The sequence below is a fragment of the Bacillus cereus group sp. BfR-BA-01383 genome (assembly GCF_022663495.1).
Lineage (GTDB): Bacteria > Bacillota > Bacilli > Bacillales > Bacillaceae_G > Bacillus_A > Bacillus_A cereus_AU.
Map to the genome: position 1 here is coordinate 19,587 of NZ_JAKUFP010000008.1, position 18,963 is coordinate 38,549.

An 18,963-nucleotide genomic window follows, 5' to 3' on the forward strand; every position below is an offset into this window, starting at 1 on the left:
GCGGGGGAGGTTATTTTTTTGGAAGGGAGGAAACAGAGATGAAGATGACAAGTAAAAAGATGAAAGATGAGTTAATGAAGAAATTATCTCGACCAGAATGGGACTTTCATTATGATAGCGAGAAAGAAGTTCTTCGTATTGAACAGAAAAACTCGAAAAAAGGTATTAACGTATCACTTCCAGGAGTAGTGGCAAAATGGGAAGTGAACAAAGAAAAAGCGATTGAAGAGGTCGCTTATTATGTACAAGAAGCGTTAATTGCGATGCATAAAGAAGAAAATAGCGAGGCGAAAATTTTACCTGTTATTCGCTCTACTTCTTTCCCAAAACAAGCAGAAGAAGGAAATCCGTTTATTATGACGGATCATACGGCGGAAACACGTATTTACTATGCGCTAGATTCTAATAAAACGTATCGACTAATTGATGAGCGTTTATTACAAAAGTTAGAGCTTACAGAACAACAAGTACGTGAAATGGCATTATTCAATGCTCGCTCATTAGGCTATGAATTTAAGCAGGACACAGTAGCAGGTAATACATTCTACTTTTTAAACACAAATGATGGGTATGATGCAACGCGTATTTTAAACGAATCGTTACTACAATCGATGCGTGAAAAGATTTCTGGTGATATGGTTGTTGCTGTTCCTCACCAAGATGTATTAATTATTGCTGATATCGTCAACGAAATCGGTTATGATATTATTGCACAAATGACAATGAAATTTTTTGCCGAAGGGCATGTTCCGATTACATCACTTTCATTCGTATATGAAGATGGCCACTTTGAACCAATCTTTATTTTAGCGAAGAATCGGAAGAAGACAGATGGAAAAGAGAAAGGATGAACGAAGTGAACGTTTTTTACAACCTTGAAGGAATTGGTGACACTTTAATTGTTGCCTTACAAGATATTACTTTAGAAAACCGTGCATTTGACCGCAAAGGAGATGTTGCTCGCGTTTATGATCGTGAAAGCAACGTAACAGGAGGATTCAATATCTTTAATGCGTCTTCTTACTTAGAAGTAACAGAAACAGGTAACCTTACATTAACGAAAGAACTTGTTGAGGAAATCAACGGAATTTTAGCGAAGAACGGCTTTGAAGAAAAAGTAGAAGCAGATCTTTCTCCAAAATTTGTTGTAGGTTATGTAGCTGAAAAAGAGAAGCATCCAAATGCTGATAAACTAAACATTTGTAAAGTAGAAATCGGTACAGAAACATTACAAATCGTATGTGGTGCACCGAACGTTGACGCAGGACAAAAAGTTGTCGTTGCAAAAATCGGTGCTGTAATGCCAAGCGGTATGTTAATTAAACCAGCTGAACTTCGCGGTGTTCCTTCTTCTGGAATGATCTGCTCTGCACGTGAATTAGAGCTTCCAGACGCTCCACAAGAAAAAGGTATTCTTGTATTAGAAGATAGCTTTGAAGTTGGACAAGAATTTAAATTTTAATTGATATAAGAAAAAGTAGCCTCGCATATGTGAGGCTACTTTTTTTATGCGGAATTCCTAGGATTGTAATGTTTCTCGTCAAAATCTATATTGTATTTTAAAAACGGATTAGGTAAAATTTAGAAAAAAGAAGGGGGTAGACGTATGAAACAACAACTAAAAATTGCAGAACTTCTGAAACGAATTGAAACTTCAAAACAACAAGATATCGAATTAGGCTCCTATGAAATATATGTATTTAGCGAAAGTGAATTAGAAAAAGGACAAATCGGTTACCGATTTGATAAACATAAAAATTCATTAATAAGTAAAGAAAATGGAAGATGGCAAGAAGGATGGATTGTTATCGGATATGAAACGGATATGGGCGATCCAGTTTTTGTGAACGTCGATGATGACAATTATCCAGTTTATACAGCAGAGTGTGGTACAGAAATGTGGCAGCCTATTTATATTGGAAGCATGGATGAGATTATAAAACAATTATAAGAAAAAACTTTGATTCCGGTGCAAAGTGATGGGAGAGAAATATGAAGTATATAAAAATAATGAGCGTGATTGCATTCATTGGCATATATATGGGAGGTTGTTCGCAAGCGCAACCGAAAAAAGAAACATCATCTGCTGTACGAGAAACAAGCGAAGATAAAAAGGAAGACGCACCGGTAGAAAAGCAGCAAGAAGAACAAGAAAAGAAAGCAGAGCCGCAAGCTGCTCAAACGAATAAGCAAGTAGAACCGAAGCAGGAAGAAGCGTCGGCCGAGGAAAAGAAAGAGGAAACTACGCCGGTGCAGCCAACAGAGCAACCAGCGCAAAATAATGAACAAAAAGTAGAAAGTAAGGAGAAACAAGAAAAGTTTCTCGTTGTTATTGATCCAGGACATCAACAAAAAGCGAATTTAAATTTAGAACCAATTGGTCCAGGAGCAACTACTCAAAAATATAAAGTGACAGATGGAACAACAGGTGTTGTGACAAAAAAGAGAGAGTCTGTCCTTGTATTAGACATGGCTTTTATATTAAAAGAAAAGCTGGAAGCAAAAGGTATACAAGTATTAATGACGAGAACGTCACAAGATGTTGATATAAGCAATAAAGAACGTGCGACATTCGCGAATGATCATAAGGCGAATTTATTTTTACGTCTTCATGCAGATGGTTCTGAAAATCCAAACCAAAGTGGGTTTGCTGTATTGACGCCGGCAGAAGGAAGTCCGTATACGAAAGAGATCTATGCTGAAAGTCTTCAAATCTCTCAAACGATAGTAAATAAAATGAGAGAGAATCATCAAGTGAAAGTAAATGGAATTAAATTTCGAGATGATCTTTCTGGATTTAATTGGTCAAAAGTTCCTGGCGTACTATTAGAACTTGGGTTTATGTCCAACCATGAAGAAGATAAAAAATTATCTGACCCGCAGTATGTAAATTCTTTATTGCAAAGTGTAACGGATAGTGTAGATGAATATCGGAAGAGTAAAGCTTAAACGCAGTCTTATATGGAAGGCTGCGTTTTTTCATATGAAAACACTCGTAAATTAGAATATTATGGATAAATATGACATGCTTAATTTTACCTGCACTTTTTGCCGAATGCTGATACAATAAAGGTTGTTACTATTTAGTAGAAAGAGTGGTAAGCATGTTAGATTGGATGAAAAAGCTGTTTAACAAAGAGGAAGAACAAACAGCGATGAATAAAGAAGTACCGAAACAAGTTGAAAGTCAGCCGAAAATTCCTCGTGTAAACCACTACACTGAAGCAAGAGAAGCACAAATGGCAAGTAGGAATGCAGGTAAATGCCGTTTTCCATTAATACCAGATGATGGATTTGAAGAGGATGATGTAAGAGAATTACCTCACTTTGAAGAACAACCTGTTCAAAGAGGTATATATGAAAATCAGCCTACTCAAAGAGGAGTAAAAGTGGAAAGAAGTAGACGACCGTATGTGGAGAATGTAGTTTCTACATATGAAGAGCCGGAAGTGCAATATGAACCGGAGCCTGTCGTAAAAAAAGCATCTGTACCAGCGCAAGAAAGTAACCGTAGACCATTTCGTCCAACAGAAATGATTTCGCCAATTTACGGATATAATCGTCCTTCAGTAGAGCAAAAAGTTGTAAAGCAGGAGGAAGAAAAGGAAAGAGAAGATCTTGAAATATCTGTAGAGGGAAAATCGGTCGTTGATGCATGGTTAGAGAAAAAAGGATATGCATTATCTGATTTCTCAGAAGGGCAAGCAACGCCTTCTTCTAGTCATGAAGGGGTTGATCAGCGAGGTCAACAGAGTAAAAAGGAAGAAAAATCAGTTGTCGATCAATGGCTAGAGAAAAATGGTTATGAAATTGAGAGCCAAGTACCTTTAGTAGAAGAAAAAGAAGTGGTTCAAGAAATACATACACCGCAGGAAGTTTCAGCGGATGAATTACTTCATAAAACGGTAGCTGAGCGTATGGAAGATGCAAAGCAAGAAAAAGATGTAGTGGTGTTAAACGAAAGCATTCTACAAGAAGAATTAGTAGATTCTAAAGTAGAGCATGAGGATACAATTTTATCAGAAGAAATTAAACGTAATACAGAAATAGAAGAAGCTACTATTGAAGTAGAACAGAAAACTCCAGAAGAAGCAGTGATTGTCAAAGCAGAAGAAAAACTTGAAGAAACAATCATAGTGGAAATACCAGAAGAAGTTGCAGAAGTGCCAAAAGTAGAAGTAATTGCAGAAACGGAACAGCCTGAAGAAGTAGAAGTAGTTATGGAAACAGCGGAATCTGAAGAGATAGAAGTAATTACGGAAACAGAAGAGTTTGAAGAAGTGGAAGTAATTGCAGAAGCAGAAGAGTTTGAAGAAGTGGAAGTAATTGCGGAAACAGAAGAGTTTGAAGAAGTGGAAGTAATTGTGGAAACAGAAGAGTCTGAAGAAGCGGAAGTAATTACAGAAACAGAAGTACCAGAAGAAGTGGAAGTAATTGTGGAAACAGAAGCACCAGAAGAATTTGAAGAAGTGGAAGCAATTGCAGAAACAGAAGAATTTGAAGAAGTGGAAGTAATTGCAGAAGCAGAAGAATCAGAAGAAGTGGAAGTAATTGCAGAAGCAGAAGAGTTTGAAGAAGTGGAAGTAATTGCGGAAACAGAAGAATTTGAAGAGGCAGAAGTAATTACGGAAACAGAAGCACTAGAAGAAGTAGAAGGAATTACGGAAGCTGGGGCATTTGTGGAACTTGAAGAAACTCAGCAAGAAATGGTGTTAGATGAAGCAATTGAACAAAAGAGCGAATTCATACATGTTGCTGAAGCGGATAAACAAACGAAGAAAGATGTTCAAAGCTTTGCGAATGTTTTAATTGCAGAAACAGAGGAAAGTAAACTAGTTGTGAAAGAAGCGCCAGTCGCAGAAGAACAGTCCGTTACTAAAGAACAACCAGTTGTACAAAAAGAAGAGCCAAAACGTGAGAAAAAGCGTCATGTACCATTTAATGTTGTTATGTTGAAACAAGACAGAGCGCGATTAATGGAAAGACATGTAGCAAGAACGAGTGCAATGCAACCTTCTGTGGGAGAACGAGTAGAAAATAAATCAGTACACAAAGTGGAAGAACAACCAGTGCAACAAGTGGTAGTGGAACCACGAGTAGAAGAACAACCAACGCAACAAATGGTAGTGGAGCCACGAGTGGAAGAGCAACCAGTGCAACAAGTGGTAGTGGAGCCACAAGTGGAAGAACAACCAGTGCAACAAGTGGTAGTGGAGCCACAAGTGGAAGAACAACCGGTGCAACCAGTAGTGGTAGAGCAAGTACAAGAGAAAGCATATGTTGTAAATCAAAGAGAGAACGATGTGCGAAACGTATTGCAAACACCACCGACATATGCCATTCCGCCATTAACATTGTTGTCAATTCCGCAGCAAGCGGCGTTAGATAATACGGAATGGTTAGAAGAACAGGAAGAATTATTAAATACGACATTTAATAATTTCCATGTTGGAGCACATGTTATTAATGTGTCACAAGGTCCAGCGGTAACTCGTTTTGAAGTACAGCCAGACCCAGGTGTGAAAGTCAATAAAATTACAAACTTGAGTGATGATATTAAATTAAGTTTAGCTGCGAAAGATATTCGTATTGAAGCGCCAATTCCAGGGAAGAGTGCGATTGGAATTGAAGTTCCAAATAAAGAAAGTAAGCCAGTATTTCTTCGTGAAATTTTAAGAAGTCCTGTATTTACAAAGAGTGAATCACCGCTTACAGTTGCACTTGGACTTGATATTTCAGGTGATCCAATTGTAACGGATATTCGAAAAATGCCGCATGGACTTATTGCAGGCGCAACTGGTTCAGGAAAAAGTGTGTGTATTAACGCAATTTTAACGAGCATTTTATACAAAGCAAAACCACATGAAGTGAAGTTAATGTTAATTGATCCGAAGATGGTTGAGCTTGCACCATATAATTCTGTTCCGCATCTTGTAGCACCTGTTATTACCGATGTAAAAGCAGCGACGGCTGCGTTAAAGTGGGCAGTTGAAGAGATGGAGCGTCGTTATGAGCTATTTGTGCACGCAGGTGCTCGTGATCTAACTCGTTACAATACGATTGTAAGTGAGCGAGAAATTCCGGGAGAGACATTACCTTACATTGTTATTGTCATTGATGAGTTAGCTGACTTAATGATGGTAGCACCTGGTGATGTTGAGGAAGCGATTTGTCGTATCGCGCAAAAAGCACGTGCTTGTGGTATTCATTTATTAGTTGCGACGCAGCGTCCATCTGTAGATGTTATTACAGGTTTAATTAAATCAAATATTCCAACGCGTATTGCATTTACAGTATCATCTCAAGTTGATTCGCGTACGATTATCGATATTGGGGGCGCGGAGAAATTACTTGGCCGTGGTGATATGCTGTTTTTAGGGAACGGTACATCTAAACCAGTTCGTGTACAAGGTGTATATGTATCGGATGATGAGATTGAAAAAACAGTTGATCATGTGAGAAAGCAAATGAAGCCGAATTACTTATTTAAGCAAGAGGATTTATTAGCGAAAACAGAACAGGCTGAGTCGGAAGACGAATTGTTTTTGGATGCATGTCAATTTGTTGTAGAACAAGGGGGAGCGTCCACATCTTCTGTACAGCGAAAATTCCGCATCGGTTATAATCGCGCGGCCCGCCTCATTGAAGAGATGGAATCGCAAGGGATTATTTCTGAAGGAAGAGGAACAAAGCCGAGAGATGTCCTTATTTCTGAGGATGAATTTGCTGCTATGCAGGAAACAAATGTATAGTAGCAGGTTTTGCTGTATACTAATAGAAAATGTTGGATAGTAAAGTAGGGAGTAAAGCGACATGAAAGAAATTGAATTGAAATTAAAAGGTGAAATAAATCGACTAACAAATAAAACATTTAAATTTGACGAACGTGTTGGAGAAGGTTGGTTCTCTGCCGTTTACTTTTTAAAGACTAGAGAAATCATTGAAGAATTTCGCCCGAAAAGTGTTGTAACGATGCAGTTTTTCCAAAAAGAACATGCAGTTCTTTGCGGAACAGATGAGGTAATTGCATTGCTACAAACATTTGCCAAAAATCCTGAGGAATTAGAAATTCATTCTTTAAAGGATGGCGATAATATTAGTCCATTTGAAACAGTTTTAACAATTCATGGTCCTTATGAAAATTTCGGATTTTTAGAAGGGGTAATTGATGGGATTTTAGCTCGTCGTACATCAGTTGCGACAAACGTATATAACGTTGTCCAAGCTGCACGTAGTGTAGATAAAGAAAAACCAGTTATTTTCATGGGAGATCGTGATGATCACTATACGCAACAAGCTGGTGACGGTTATGCGGCATACATCGGAGGTATGAGCGCACAAGCGACGCATGCAATGAATGAGTGGTGGGGTAGAAGTGGTATGGGGACGATGCCTCACGCACTAATTCAAATGTTTAATGGTGATGTCGTTGAAGCAGCAAAAGCATATCATAAGAAATTCCCAGAAGATGAATTAGTTGTACTAATTGATTACAACAATGATGTTATTACAGATGCACTTCGCGTAGCGCGTGAGTTTGGGTCAACATTAAAAGGTGTACGTGTAGATACGTCTCGCACAATGATTGATCAATACTTCATTCGCCACCCAGAAGTACTTGGAACATTCGATCCGCGTGGTGTCAATCCATCGCTTGTATTCGCACTTCGTAAGGCGCTTGATGAAGAAGGATTCCAACATGTAGATATCGTTGTAACTGGCGGATTTGATGAGAAACGTATTCGTGAATTTGAAGCTCAAAATGTTCCTGTTGATATATACGGAGTAGGAAGTAGCTTATTAAAAATGAATATTGGATTTACAGGTGATAACGTAGAATTAAATGGAAAACCAGAAGCAAAAGCTGGTCGTAAATACCGTCCAAATCCACGTCTAGAGCGTGTTCAATTAGAAACAAAAGAAGATATGTAAAAGCGAGAAAAACTGATAGGTGATTGACCCTGTCAGTTTTTCTGTTATCATAGTATAACAGCTGGTTTTTTGCTATAATAAGTTTGTTATGGACATAAAAAGAAGTACGTACGTGGTTATCCTGATAAGTGAAGATTAAAGAAAACTTCGCTTCATCAGAAATGTATGATGATTACCAAAATAAGAAAAGATTCATATACTGTCTTATAGATAGGCCGTTGTATTAGTTCGAAATGTTGGAGGTTCTTTAAGATGACAGTTTACCATTTTGTAGGAATTAAAGGGACAGGAATGAGTTCATTAGCACAAATTCTTCATGACATGAAGCATACTGTTCAAGGGTCTGATTATGAAAAGCGTTTCTTTACACAAACAGCATTGGAAAAGCGTGGTATTTCCATCCTTCCTTTTGATAAAAATAATATTAAAGAAGGACAAGTGATTATCGCAGGAAACGCGTTTCCTGATACGCATGAAGAAATCGTAGCAGCAAAAGAATTAAATATCCCAGTACATCGTTACCATCACTTTTTAGGTGACCTTATGAATCAGTACACAAGTGTTGCTGTAACTGGTGCACATGGAAAAACATCAACTACAGGTTTGTTAGCTCATGTAATGCAAGGCGCACACCCAACATCTTACCTTATCGGAGATGGAACGGGGCATGGGGTAGAAAATAGTAAGTATTTTGTATTTGAAGCTTGTGAGTATCGTCGTCATTTCTTGTCTTATTATCCAGACTATGCAATTATGACAAACATTGATTTCGATCACCCAGATTATTTTTCAGACATTAATGATGTATTCAATGCATTCCAAGAGATGGCATTGCAAGTGAAAAAAGGCATTATTGCATGTGGTGATGATGAAGAACTTCAAAAAATTCAAGCGAAAGTACCTGTTATTTTCTATGGATTTGGAGAAGATAATGATTTCCAAGCACGTAACATTCAAAAGAGAACAGATGGTACAATATTCGATGTATTCGTTCGTAATACGTATTATGATACGTTCAAAATTACAGGATACGGCAATCATAGCGTATTAAATGCATTAGCAGTAATCGCGCTTTGCCATTATGAAAATGTTGATGTAGAAGCAGTTAAACATCAGCTAACAACTTTTGAAGGCGTAAAACGTCGCTTTAATGAAAAGCCAATGGGAGAGCAAGTTATCATTGATGATTATGCACACCATCCTACAGAAATTAATGCAACGATTGAAGCAGCTCGTCAAAAACATCCAGAGCGTGAAGTTGTCGCTGTATTCCAGCCACACACATTCTCACGTACAGAAAAATTCTTAGATGAGTTCGCAGAAAGCCTAAGCAAAGCTGACCAAGTATACTTATGTGATATTTTTGGATCAGCGCGTGAAAACAAAGGTGAATTAACAATTGAAGATCTGCAAAAGCGTATCGACGGTGCAGAATTAATTACAGATACAACAACAGATGTATTAAAGAAACATAAAAAAGGCGTTCTAATTTTCATGGGCGCAGGTGACATCCAAAAATTCGAAGCAGCTTACGTAAAAGAAGTTCAAGTTGCAGAGAAGTAATAGAAAAGACGCATAGCTTGGCTGTGCGTCTTTTTTTGTTGTTTTTGGCATGTGTATCATTGTCGAATCTAATCGATAAGTCGATATTCCTTGTCGAAACGTCGATATAATTGCATTTGTGTTCGATATATTTCAATTTGCGTCGATATATTGGGAGTTGTGTTCGATATATTTTAAAAAGCGTTGATATGTTGGAGGAGTATTTTCCATTTATAAATGTTAGAATAATAAGAAAACGGAAAAGGGGCTAAAAACCATGTTCACACTCCGAGTAGATGACGAAATCGAACTACAATTATTAGAGAAGCACCATAAAGAGGAATTATATCAATTAATAGACCAAAACCGTAATCATTTACGAAGATGGCTCCCTTGGGTAGATGGGACGAAATCTGCTGATGCTTATGATGAAATTTTTCCGATGTGGTTAAAGAAATTTGCAGAGGGAGACGGTTTTGAAAGTGGTATACGCTACAAAGGAAAGCTCGTTGGGATGGTAGGCATTCATCCGGTGAACTGGGGGAAGAAAGCGACGAGTCTTGGGTATTATCTTGCAGAAGATGCTGGCGGGAAAGGTATTATGACGCGTAGCGTAAAGGCTGTACTTCACTATGCATTTGAAAATTTAAAGCTGAATAAAATTGAAATTAGGTGCGGTGTTGGAAATGCGAAAAGCCGTGCAATTCCAGAACGTTTAGGTTTTAAATTAGATGGTATTTTAAGAGAAGACGAATGGTTGTATGATCATTTTCACGATATCGCTGTTTATAGTTTACTAGCTTCAGAATGGAAAGAGATTCAAGGTAAGTAAGAAATTTTATTACAGATTGTTTAAAAAGGTCATTTACAAATGGCCTTTTTTTATGAACTAAAATGGAAAAAGTGGTATAATTTGGTTAGGGGGTGTAGGTATGAACTTTCCAATTCAAAGAAGTAAATTAGCAGTAATTTTCGTTAGTCTTACGTTAGCTTTTATGTTTGTATATCCACTTTTCATGCTTTTCACAAATCAAGAGCAGTGGATGTCAGCGTTGATTGGAATGGGGTTATGCTTTATTGTAAATGTTCCGCTCGTTTGGGAAATATTCATTAAAAAGCATAAAGTAGAAAATGGTGTATTAAAATATGGCATCTTAAATGATGATGTTGTATTAAAAGATATAAGAATTATTCGGCAAGTTGGAAAGTCCCTTGAAATTACGACGAATGCATATAAAGTACATATGATTGCGATGCCGCAAGATATGACAAGTTTTTTGTCACTTGTTGAGAAAGAGAATCCATATGTAAAAATAGAAAAATAACTCTATATAGCGCAGGGGGATTAGAAATGAAAAAAGTCTGTATATTATTTTTGCTGCTACTAACCGTATCGATTCTTGTAATAGGATGTAGTACGAAGAAAGAGAAGTCTGATGTTAGCTTAGAAAAAGCACAAAAAATTGAAATTGAATCGTTTATTGATTCGAGTGATAAAAAAACAATTACCGATAAGAAAGAAATTACAAAGTTGTTTGAGTCAATCAAAATGGATGAGTGGGAAATGAAATCGGCTCCTTTAGATACTCCGCAAGGGAAAACATTTAAAATGTATCAAGAGGATACACCGAAGTTATTGGAATCGAGTAAAGATAAAAAAGAGTTACATGAAATTGGTACGATGACAGTATATAAAGATGTCCCTTATGTTGAGGTTGAATTGAAAATGAATAAAATAAAAAATAAAAATAGTTTTAAAGTACCAGAAGATGTGGCTAAAAAATTATTAGAGTATTAATGTGAATTTTTGTCGATAAATCGATATATCTTGAGTTATGATAGATATATTTGAAAAATCGTTGATATATTTCGATTTATGATAGATATATTTGAAAAATCGTTGATATATTTCGATTTACGATAGATATATTTGGAAAATCGTTCATATAATTTCATTTCCTAAGAAGTTGTTCAAAATGAAAGGGATGTTATCTAATCGAACTTTTCGACTAGGTAACATCCCTTATTTAATATTATTTTAAGTTCTCTGGGTTTAAAGCTTCTAATTCAGATACAACGAAGCGTCCGTCTTTACGGATTAATACGTCGTCGAAGTAAATTTCGCCGCCGCCGTATTCAGGGCGTTGGATGCATACTAAATCCCAGTGGATGTTAGAGTTGTTGCCGTTCCATGCATCGTCGTAAGCTTGTCCAGGTGTGAAGTGGAAGCTGCCATCGATTTTTTCATCGAATAGAATGTCTCCCATTGGATGTAAGATGTATGGGTTTACGCCGATTGCGAACTCACCAACGTAGCGTGCGCCTTCATCTGTATCGAAGATTTTGTTAATGCGCTCTGAATCGTTTGCAGTTGCTTCAACGATTTGACCGTTCTCAAACTTAAGTTGTACATTTTCAAATGTATAACCGTTGTAAGGAGAAGGTGTGTTGTAAGAAACTGTACCGTTAACAGAATCACGAACTGGTGCAGAGTATACTTCACCGTCTGGAATGTTTAAATGACCTGAGCATTTAATAGCTGGAATGTCTTTAATAGAGAATGTTAAATCAGTTCCAGGACCAGTTAAGCGAACTTTATCTGTTTTATTCATTAATGCAACAAGGCTATCCATCGCCTGATCCATTTTACCGTAATCTAAGTTACAAACTTCGAAGTAGAAGTCTTCGAAAGCCTCTGTGCTCATTTTAGCAAGCTGTGCCATAGAAGCGTTTGGGTAGCGAAGAACAACCCAGCGCGTTTTTGGAACACGGATGTCTCTATGAACTTTTTTACCAACTGTTTGACCGTGAACTTTCATGCGTTCACTTGGAACGTCAGCTTGTTCGTTAATGTTATCGCCAGAGCGAAGACCGATATAAGCATCCATATCTTTCATTACGCTTGCTTCATATGCAGCGATTTGTTCGAAATGTTCTTCAGTAGCACCCATCAATAAAGAGCGATCTACTTGATGATCTTTTAAAGAAACGAATGGGAAACCACCAGCTGCATATGCTTCTTTAACAAGTGCAGTTACAAGTTCTTTTTGTAAGCCAAAGTTTTCAATTAATACCTTTTCACCTTTTTGTAAGCGGATAGAGTAGTTAATTAAATTGTATGCTAACTTTTCAATGCGTGGATCTTTCATATGTAAAGCCTCCCTACTAATTATGTATCCCCTCCTATTGTAACCTACTTAGTGGAATTTGTTGAATGATTTATGTTAAAGTTAACGAATAAGTATGAAAATTCTAATGAAAAGTTAGGGATTAGAATGAAACGGAAAATGATTGTATAATAGGGGAAAGTATGAAAAAGATAAAGGAAGTGATGAAATGCAAGTTCTTTTATATGTAAGTGCGGCTATTATCGCGGTTGCTTTTGCTGTATTAGTAGTGTATGTATGCAGAACGTTGTTATCGGTTCAGAAGACGTTAGAAAACGTTGCAAGCACGTTAGAAGGTTTAGAAAAGCAAATGCAAGGAATTAGCGTAGAGACGGAGCAATTATTACATAAGACAAATGCGTTAGCTGATGATATTCAACAGAAATCACAGTCATTAAATAAAGTAGTAGCAGGTGTAGATGGGATTGGAACGACAATCCATTCTTTAAATACGAAACTTCGTAATGTATCAGAGTCTGTTACTGATGAGATTGAAAATAATGCAGATAAAGTAGCGCAAGTTGTACAGTGGAGCAGCGCAGCAATTGAAGTATACAACCATTATCGTGCGACAAGACAAGAGAAAAAGGTTGAAAAAGAAGAGCGTAAACTAGAAAGACTTGAGCAGAAAGCTGAAAAGAAAGAGAAGCGCTCTAGACTTCGTATGAGAGGTGAATCGTGATGAATATGACAAAACTTGAAACAATTGAAGAACTTGAAGTATTAGTGGAAAAGAACGAACCTTATGTTCTTTTTAAGCATAGTACGACATGCCCGATTAGTCATGGTGCATATACAGAATTTCAAGCGTATTGCAGTGAAGAAAGAGCAGTACCAGCTTATTATTTATACGTACAGGATGCGAGGGATGTTTCGAATCAGGTTGCAGAACAGTACAGTATTAAACATGAATCTCCACAAGTGCTATACATAAAAGACGGGATGGTAGTGTGGAATACCTCTCATTGGAATATTAAAAAAGACGCTTTAGAAGAGAATATAAAGTAAAAAGAAGCAAGCTAAAGGTGCTTGCTTCTTTTTTTGTTTTTGTTGAAATATATTTAATGGTACACTATTAATAGTTCAAACTAAATAACTAGATTGTTGAAAGTAGGTTTTAAGTAATGAAGAAAGTGGCATTATCCTTCGCAGTCGTAAGTTTATTACTGGGAGCTTGTAGTAGTAATAATACGATCAGTAAGAAGGATGAAGTTATACAAAACGATACAAAAGAGAAAAGTATGATTCCGAGAACGGCTGTTTCTAAAGATTATTATAGAACTGTTATTCCTTTAAAAGAACAAAAGGTTATTAATACAGCTAATATAAAAACAAATTCTAAATTAGATTTAGCAGAGTATGAAAATGGTTTAATGAATATTGCGAAGCAACAATTTGATACAGAAAATCATGTACTGCAATTAAATCAGTATATTCCGGAGAAGCTAATAGATGAACTAGTTGCGAAAGTAGAAGCGCCAGTTTTGACGAATATTATAGAACAAGACTATTTCGAGAAACAGAAGTCAAATGAATTAAGTTTATCTGGTGTTGTGATTGGTTTAGCTATGTCTTCAAGTGTATCTAATGAAGAAGCTATTTCTAAAGGGACTGAAGTTGCTAAACAACTTGTAGAAGCTATTAATAAAAATGATAAATATAACAAATCACCAATTACAATTGCTATCTTTAAGCAAGAAAACACAACTTCTTTAAAAAATGGTACGTATATTGCTAGCACTACTGTTCAAAAGAATGATACAAATATTGGGAAATGGAGTACGATTGATGAAAAAGCGTATTCGTATCCTTCCGATGAATTTACACAAGCACATGGAGAAGATAATAAAAAAATAAATGAATTTGCTGATTTAATAAAGCAGTTTTCTCCTGGAGATTTTATCCCAGTCAATGCTAAAGTTTCTTATAAGAACAATCAAATGGACATGTTAAATATGAATATTGTTATTAAATATAACGGTAAAACAGAATTAATGGCCCTTACCCAAATGGCTACTCAAAGTATATTAGAGAAATTGCCTAAAGATGCGAAAGTACAATTGCAGATAAAGTCCGAGAGTAAAATCGAGGCGGTTATTATAAAAGAGAAAAACAGCGATAAACCGTTTGTTTCCTTCTTATAAAAAAGACAGTTTAAACACTGTCTTTTTTTATTGCTACAATTTGTTAAGAGCGGCTAGTGTTGTAAATAAACCAGTAGCATTAAAGCGGTAGAATATATTATGGCAGAGGGAAATGGGAACATTATTTTATGTGAACGAGGTATTCACACGTCTGAAAGAGCGACGCGTTATACGCTCGATATTTCCGTTGTACCGATTTTAAAGAAAGAAACACATTTACACCTGTCGCTGTCGATATAACGCATTCTACAGGGTAAGTGACCTGCTATTACCAGCTGTAAAAGCAGTTATGACTGAAGTGCATCCAGAACAAGTGCAGCAAATTAACATTCCACAGTTCAATGACTTTATGAAAGAATTAAAAGTATTTGGAAGTAAATTATATTACGCCTTTTATTTTCGATTTTTGTTGTTAAATCGATATATTTAGAAAATAGCTCGTATAAATTTCATTTACTATCGAACTGCTTAAAATAAATTTTCAACTTATAAAACATCTATTTTTTTACAAAAAATGCCCTTTTTTTCATAAAAAATACGAAAATACGAGAAAAGAAGCGAATTTTTTCGAAACTTTTGCGGGAAAATATTGTATGAGCCTGCGTTTTTATCGTATCATTAGTAAAAGGAAGAACTCGGGACGATTGGTGGCATCTGCAAATAGAGTTGATGTCTTTTTTTCATTCAAGTAACCGATACATAAAAATAGATAACAAAAATAGAAGGAGTGTGCGATAAGATGAACGTAACAATCTATGATGTAGCGCGCGAAGCGAACGTTTCAATGGCTACCGTATCACGCGTTGTGAACGGTAACCCAAATGTAAAGCCTACAACAAGAAAGAAAGTATTAGAAGCAATTGATCGTTTAGGATACCGCCCGAATGCGGTAGCACGTGGACTAGCAAGCAAGAAGACAACTACAGTGGGTGTTATTATTCCTGATATCTCAAATACGTTTTATGCAGAACTTGCTCGTGGAATTGAAGATATCGCAACAATGTACAAATATAACATCATTTTAAGTAACTCTGACCAAAACAAAGAGAAAGAGTTCCATTTATTAAATACGATGCTTGGAAAACAAGTGGACGGAATTGTTTTCATGGGTGAAGATATTACAGATGTTCACATTGAAGAATTCAAAAAATCTCCAGTACCGATTGTATTAGCAGCGTCATTTGATGAGCAAAATGAAACGCCATCAGTAAATATTGATTATACACAAGCAGCTTACGATGCAATGAAGCACTTTATTGAGCAAGGACATAAGCGTATCGGTTTCGTCTCTGGTCCTTTTATTGATAAAGCAGCAAGCGCAAAGAAATTACAAGGTTATAAAAAAGCTTTAGAAGAAGCAGGTATTTCATTTGATGAAAATCTTATAATCGATGGAGATTACACATATGATTCAGGTATCGAAGCATTTGAAAAGCTTTGGAGCCTTGATGAAAAGCCAACAGCAATCTTCGTATCTTCTGATGAAATGGCACTAGGTGTAATCCACGCAGCACAAGACGCTGGATTAAACGTACCAACTGATGTAGAAGTACTTGGTTTCGATAATACACGCCTTGCATTAATGGTACGCCCGCAGCTTTCAACAGTTGTACAACCAATGTATGATATCGGTGCAGTAGCAATGCGTCTACTAACGAAATATATGAACAAAGAAAAAGTGGAAGATCACACTGTTATCTTACCTCACCGTATCCAATTTAGAAATTCAACGAAGTAGGTATAAAAAAGCTCACAGCGATTGCTGTGAGCTTTTATTCGTATTCAGGATAGCATTTTTTTACTACTGTATCCACAGTTTCGTGTTTCTTAACGTGTAAAAATCTTGCGTACAATTCTTTCCCTGTTTCAAATGGCGTATCGTCTAATTCAAACACGTGTAACACTTTTCGAAATTTCCATGTGACTTGCTCCTCGTACACATTGTCGTATGTTAATTCAGATTGTATAGCGAGCTTTTCACCTAACTCATGCGCTTCCCCTAAACTGTTCGCTTTAACGAGAATGATGCTTTCTTCAAAAAGTGTATCGTGATTCTCTTCATAATGCTCATCTATTTTACTATGATTAGGCTCACCTGAATGGACAGATTCAAATAATAATTTTACAGCGTACATATGGGAGAAGCTCCTTATTTTATAAGTGTATGTTGTAATGCTTTCGCTATATTTGTGGTTATTCCTTGTTATATGTCACATAAATGCAAATTCAACTATTATAGGGCAATGTCATGTATAATAGAAAGAAAAGACGTGTGAGGGGGGAGAAGAGATGATCATTCTTTGGATAATTACGCTTTGCATGACTGCTATTTTTGCATATATGACGTTAAAACAAAATGGCTTAAAGCGATTTGTTCCAGGAGGTACTCTTGCAGGGATTGCCCTTATCACATATGTAATTTCTATTTTTACTGAAAGTATTTCGATGGATGTAAGTGCGAACTTCATGTTTATCGGTATTACGTTATTTGCAGGTAGTATTATGGTACTGATGGTTGCAGGTATTATTTTATTTATTCATATGAATTCGGAAACGTTATAACATATAAAAAAAGGCATGTCCCTAGAGGGGCATACCTTTTGTCCGTTCAATTATGCTCTATCTTTAGAAGAATTTTGTTGTTTTAGTAAGTCGCGAATTTCGCCAAGAAGAACTTCTTCTTTTGTTGGTTCTGGAATTTCTTCTGCCTTTTCTTCTTCTTCTTTTTTAGATGTTAGTTTGTTGAAAACTTTAACAAACATAAAGATAGAAGCTGCAATAATTAAGAAATCAAAAATAGTTTGGATGAAGTTACCATACATAATAGCTGATTTACCGAATGTAATTTTTAAATTTGTAAAGTCAACGCCACCTAATAACATACCAAGTAATGGCGTGATAATATCTTTTACTAATGAACTAACGATTTTACCGAATGCAGCACCGATTACAACCCCGACAGCTAAATCAATTACATTCCCTTTGAACGCGAATTTTTTAAACTCGTTCCACATGTGTCAATCCCATCCTTTCCACGATTCATTATGAAATTTATAATTCCTATCAACATATTCTATAGAAATTTGTGAGAGAAATAAAGAGAAAATGGGAATGAAAGTAAATTCTGAAAAATGTATCCGTTTTACTTTTTATTTGCTGCGTGTAGTAGAGAGTGTAATAATTGCGGTGTTTTTAATCCTTCTAATCCATTTGTAATCGGTTTTATATCGCCTTGTACACATTCGATAAAACGGAGAATCGCATTTTCAAAACCACGTTGATTTAACATCGTTTCCTATGATGGAGAACCACTTTGTGAAACAGAGTTTTCCTGCTCAACTTTAAATGTGTTCATATTTATTCCCACTCTATCAAGATTGATATAGCGGGTTAAATGTAGCATAGGGCGGGGAAGGAAGGAAAAAATTAGCTTTTTACTTATGGCCTTCTAACAGAATCTTCTCTATCTCTTCAAAATTATGAGCCCGAGCGTGCTCTAGCGGGGTAACACCATCGTTGTCTGGAATATTTACATCTGCACCGTGCTCGATAAGAAGGCGAATGGCTTGTTGTTGCGTTTCATCTCCGTTACTTAGTACGATAGCTTCCATTAAGGCGGTCCATCCGAGGTCATTTACATGGTTTACATCGATATTTGTTCGAGTAAGGAGTTCTTTTATAACATCAATATAGCCATGTTCTGAGGCCGGGATAAGAGCTGTTCCGCCGTACCGATTCGTAAGGGATGGATCTGCACCAGCGTCAATCGTTAGTTTTAAAATATCCAAATAACCTTCTGCACCGGCGTATAGAAATGGGTTATTTTTCATATCATCTTGGATATTTACGTCAGCCCCAGCGCTGATAAGAGTTTTGGCGGTTTTTACATCATTTTTGTATGTGGCAATCATAAGAGGGGTACGTCCTTTATTGTCCGTTATATTTATGTCAGCCCCTTTTTTGAGTAACGATATAACAGTGTTCGTTTCTTGTTTTTCAGTAGCTGTTAGTAGTGCTGTCTCCATGTTTGTCATCTCCTTTTTAACTTCTTGTTCTTGCGAGCAGCCTTGTAAAAAAATTACGCAACATATCATGCTTAATGTTTTTTTGAACATGGAATTTCAACCTCCTAATTTCAACTGTAAAATAAGAACATTAAATTTTTATAAACTGACGCT

Annotated in this window: 19 protein-coding genes and 2 pseudogenes; 16 read left to right on the forward strand and 5 right to left on the reverse strand. The window is 36.4% G+C overall.

Annotated elements, in window-relative coordinates; translation table 11 throughout:
* Positions 1-38 precede the first annotated feature (38 nt).
* From MR065_RS10305 to MR065_RS10350, 10 genes are all read left to right on the forward strand, one after another.
* The gene (locus MR065_RS10305; RefSeq protein WP_242213573.1) at positions 39-851 is read left to right on the forward strand and encodes a DUF1444 domain-containing protein; all 813 of its coding nucleotides are present in this window, start codon (positions 39-41) and stop codon (positions 849-851) included.
* Positions 848-1,462, forward strand: coding sequence for a YtpR family tRNA-binding protein (gene ytpR, locus MR065_RS10310; RefSeq protein WP_242213574.1), 615 nt, complete (start codon positions 848-850; stop codon positions 1,460-1,462). Before MR065_RS10305 ends, ytpR begins: the two co-directional genes overlap by 4 nt.
* Before the next feature lie 144 nt (positions 1,463-1,606).
* Positions 1,607-1,951, forward strand: coding sequence for a thiamine transporter (locus MR065_RS10315; protein WP_242213575.1), 345 nt, complete (start codon positions 1,607-1,609; stop codon positions 1,949-1,951).
* 41 nt (positions 1,952-1,992) lie between these two features.
* The gene (locus MR065_RS10320; protein ID WP_242213576.1) at positions 1,993-2,949 is read left to right on the forward strand and encodes an N-acetylmuramoyl-L-alanine amidase; all 957 of its coding nucleotides are present in this window, start codon (positions 1,993-1,995) and stop codon (positions 2,947-2,949) included.
* 155 nt (positions 2,950-3,104) lie between these two features.
* Positions 3,105-6,752, forward strand: coding sequence for a DNA translocase FtsK (locus tag MR065_RS10325; protein WP_242213577.1), 3,648 nt, complete (start codon positions 3,105-3,107; stop codon positions 6,750-6,752).
* 61 nt (positions 6,753-6,813) lie between these two features.
* Positions 6,814-7,932, forward strand: coding sequence for a nicotinate phosphoribosyltransferase (locus tag MR065_RS10330; protein WP_242213578.1), 1,119 nt, complete (start codon positions 6,814-6,816; stop codon positions 7,930-7,932).
* Positions 7,933-8,184: 252 nt separating this feature from the next.
* Positions 8,185-9,495, forward strand: coding sequence for a UDP-N-acetylmuramate--L-alanine ligase (gene murC / locus MR065_RS10335; RefSeq protein ID WP_097905678.1), 1,311 nt, complete (start codon positions 8,185-8,187; stop codon positions 9,493-9,495).
* A gap of 256 nt (positions 9,496-9,751) precedes the next feature.
* Positions 9,752-10,306 carry a GNAT family N-acetyltransferase gene (locus MR065_RS10340; protein WP_242213579.1) on the forward strand — a complete coding sequence of 185 codons (555 nt, stop codon included), beginning with the start codon at positions 9,752-9,754 and terminating at the stop codon, positions 10,304-10,306.
* 100 nt (positions 10,307-10,406) lie between these two features.
* Positions 10,407-10,799, forward strand: a complete 393-nt coding sequence (locus MR065_RS10345; protein WP_242213580.1) for a PH domain-containing protein — start codon at positions 10,407-10,409, stop codon at positions 10,797-10,799.
* 26 nt (positions 10,800-10,825) lie between these two features.
* Positions 10,826-11,272, forward strand: coding sequence for a hypothetical protein (locus tag MR065_RS10350; protein ID WP_242213581.1), 447 nt, complete (start codon positions 10,826-10,828; stop codon positions 11,270-11,272).
* Positions 11,273-11,507: 235 nt separating this feature from the next.
* On the opposite strand, the gene MR065_RS10355 is transcribed toward MR065_RS10350, so the two are convergent.
* Positions 11,508-12,623 carry an aminopeptidase gene (locus tag MR065_RS10355; RefSeq protein ID WP_097905682.1) on the reverse strand — a complete coding sequence of 372 codons (1,116 nt, stop codon included), beginning with the start codon at positions 12,621-12,623 and terminating at the stop codon, positions 11,508-11,510.
* A 187-nt stretch (positions 12,624-12,810) separates the two neighbouring features.
* Between MR065_RS10355 and MR065_RS10360 the strand changes: the two genes are divergently transcribed.
* The 5 genes and pseudogenes from MR065_RS10360 (at position 12,811) to ccpA (ending at position 16,523) form a co-directional block, all read left to right on the forward strand.
* Complete coding sequence (locus MR065_RS10360; protein WP_097905791.1) at positions 12,811-13,323, forward strand: DUF948 domain-containing protein; 513 nt, start codon at positions 12,811-12,813, stop codon at positions 13,321-13,323.
* A complete protein-coding gene (gene ytxJ / locus MR065_RS10365) occupies positions 13,323-13,649 on the forward strand; it encodes a bacillithiol system redox-active protein YtxJ (RefSeq protein WP_141436516.1) in 327 nt (108 codons plus the stop codon). The genes MR065_RS10360 and ytxJ overlap by 1 nt, the downstream gene beginning before the upstream one ends.
* A 116-nt stretch (positions 13,650-13,765) precedes the next feature.
* On the forward strand, positions 13,766-14,785 hold the full coding sequence (locus tag MR065_RS10370) for a CamS family sex pheromone protein (protein ID WP_097905684.1): 1,020 nt from the start codon (positions 13,766-13,768) through the stop codon (positions 14,783-14,785).
* 34 nt (positions 14,786-14,819) lie between these two features.
* Positions 14,820-15,215, forward strand: a pseudogene (locus MR065_RS10375) (hypothetical protein); the annotation flags it as partial.
* A 309-nt stretch (positions 15,216-15,524) separates the two neighbouring features.
* Positions 15,525-16,523 carry a catabolite control protein A gene (ccpA, locus tag MR065_RS10380; protein WP_242213582.1) on the forward strand — a complete coding sequence of 333 codons (999 nt, stop codon included), beginning with the start codon at positions 15,525-15,527 and terminating at the stop codon, positions 16,521-16,523.
* Positions 16,524-16,557: 34 nt separating this feature from the next.
* On the opposite strand, the gene MR065_RS10385 is transcribed toward ccpA, so the two are convergent.
* The gene (locus MR065_RS10385) at positions 16,558-16,920 is read right to left on the reverse strand and encodes a DUF4288 domain-containing protein (RefSeq protein ID WP_242213583.1); all 363 of its coding nucleotides are present in this window, start codon (positions 16,918-16,920) and stop codon (positions 16,558-16,560) included.
* 154 nt (positions 16,921-17,074) lie between these two features.
* Between MR065_RS10385 and MR065_RS10390 the strand changes: the two genes are divergently transcribed.
* Positions 17,075-17,347: a DUF3917 domain-containing protein gene (locus MR065_RS10390; RefSeq protein WP_097905688.1), complete on the forward strand. Its 273-nt coding sequence runs from the start codon at positions 17,075-17,077 to the stop codon at positions 17,345-17,347.
* Between the two features lie 50 nt (positions 17,348-17,397).
* On the opposite strand, the gene mscL is transcribed toward MR065_RS10390, so the two are convergent.
* From mscL to MR065_RS10405, 3 genes and pseudogenes are all read right to left on the reverse strand, one after another.
* On the reverse strand, positions 17,398-17,799 hold the full coding sequence (mscL, locus tag MR065_RS10395) for a large conductance mechanosensitive channel protein MscL (RefSeq protein ID WP_242213584.1): 402 nt from the start codon (positions 17,797-17,799) through the stop codon (positions 17,398-17,400).
* Between the two features lie 128 nt (positions 17,800-17,927).
* Positions 17,928-18,143, reverse strand: a pseudogene (locus MR065_RS10400) (gfo/Idh/MocA family oxidoreductase); the annotation flags it as partial.
* Between the two features lie 76 nt (positions 18,144-18,219).
* Positions 18,220-18,900, reverse strand: a complete 681-nt coding sequence (locus MR065_RS10405) for an ankyrin repeat domain-containing protein (protein ID WP_242213585.1) — start codon at positions 18,898-18,900, stop codon at positions 18,220-18,222.
* Positions 18,901-18,963 lie beyond the last annotated feature (63 nt).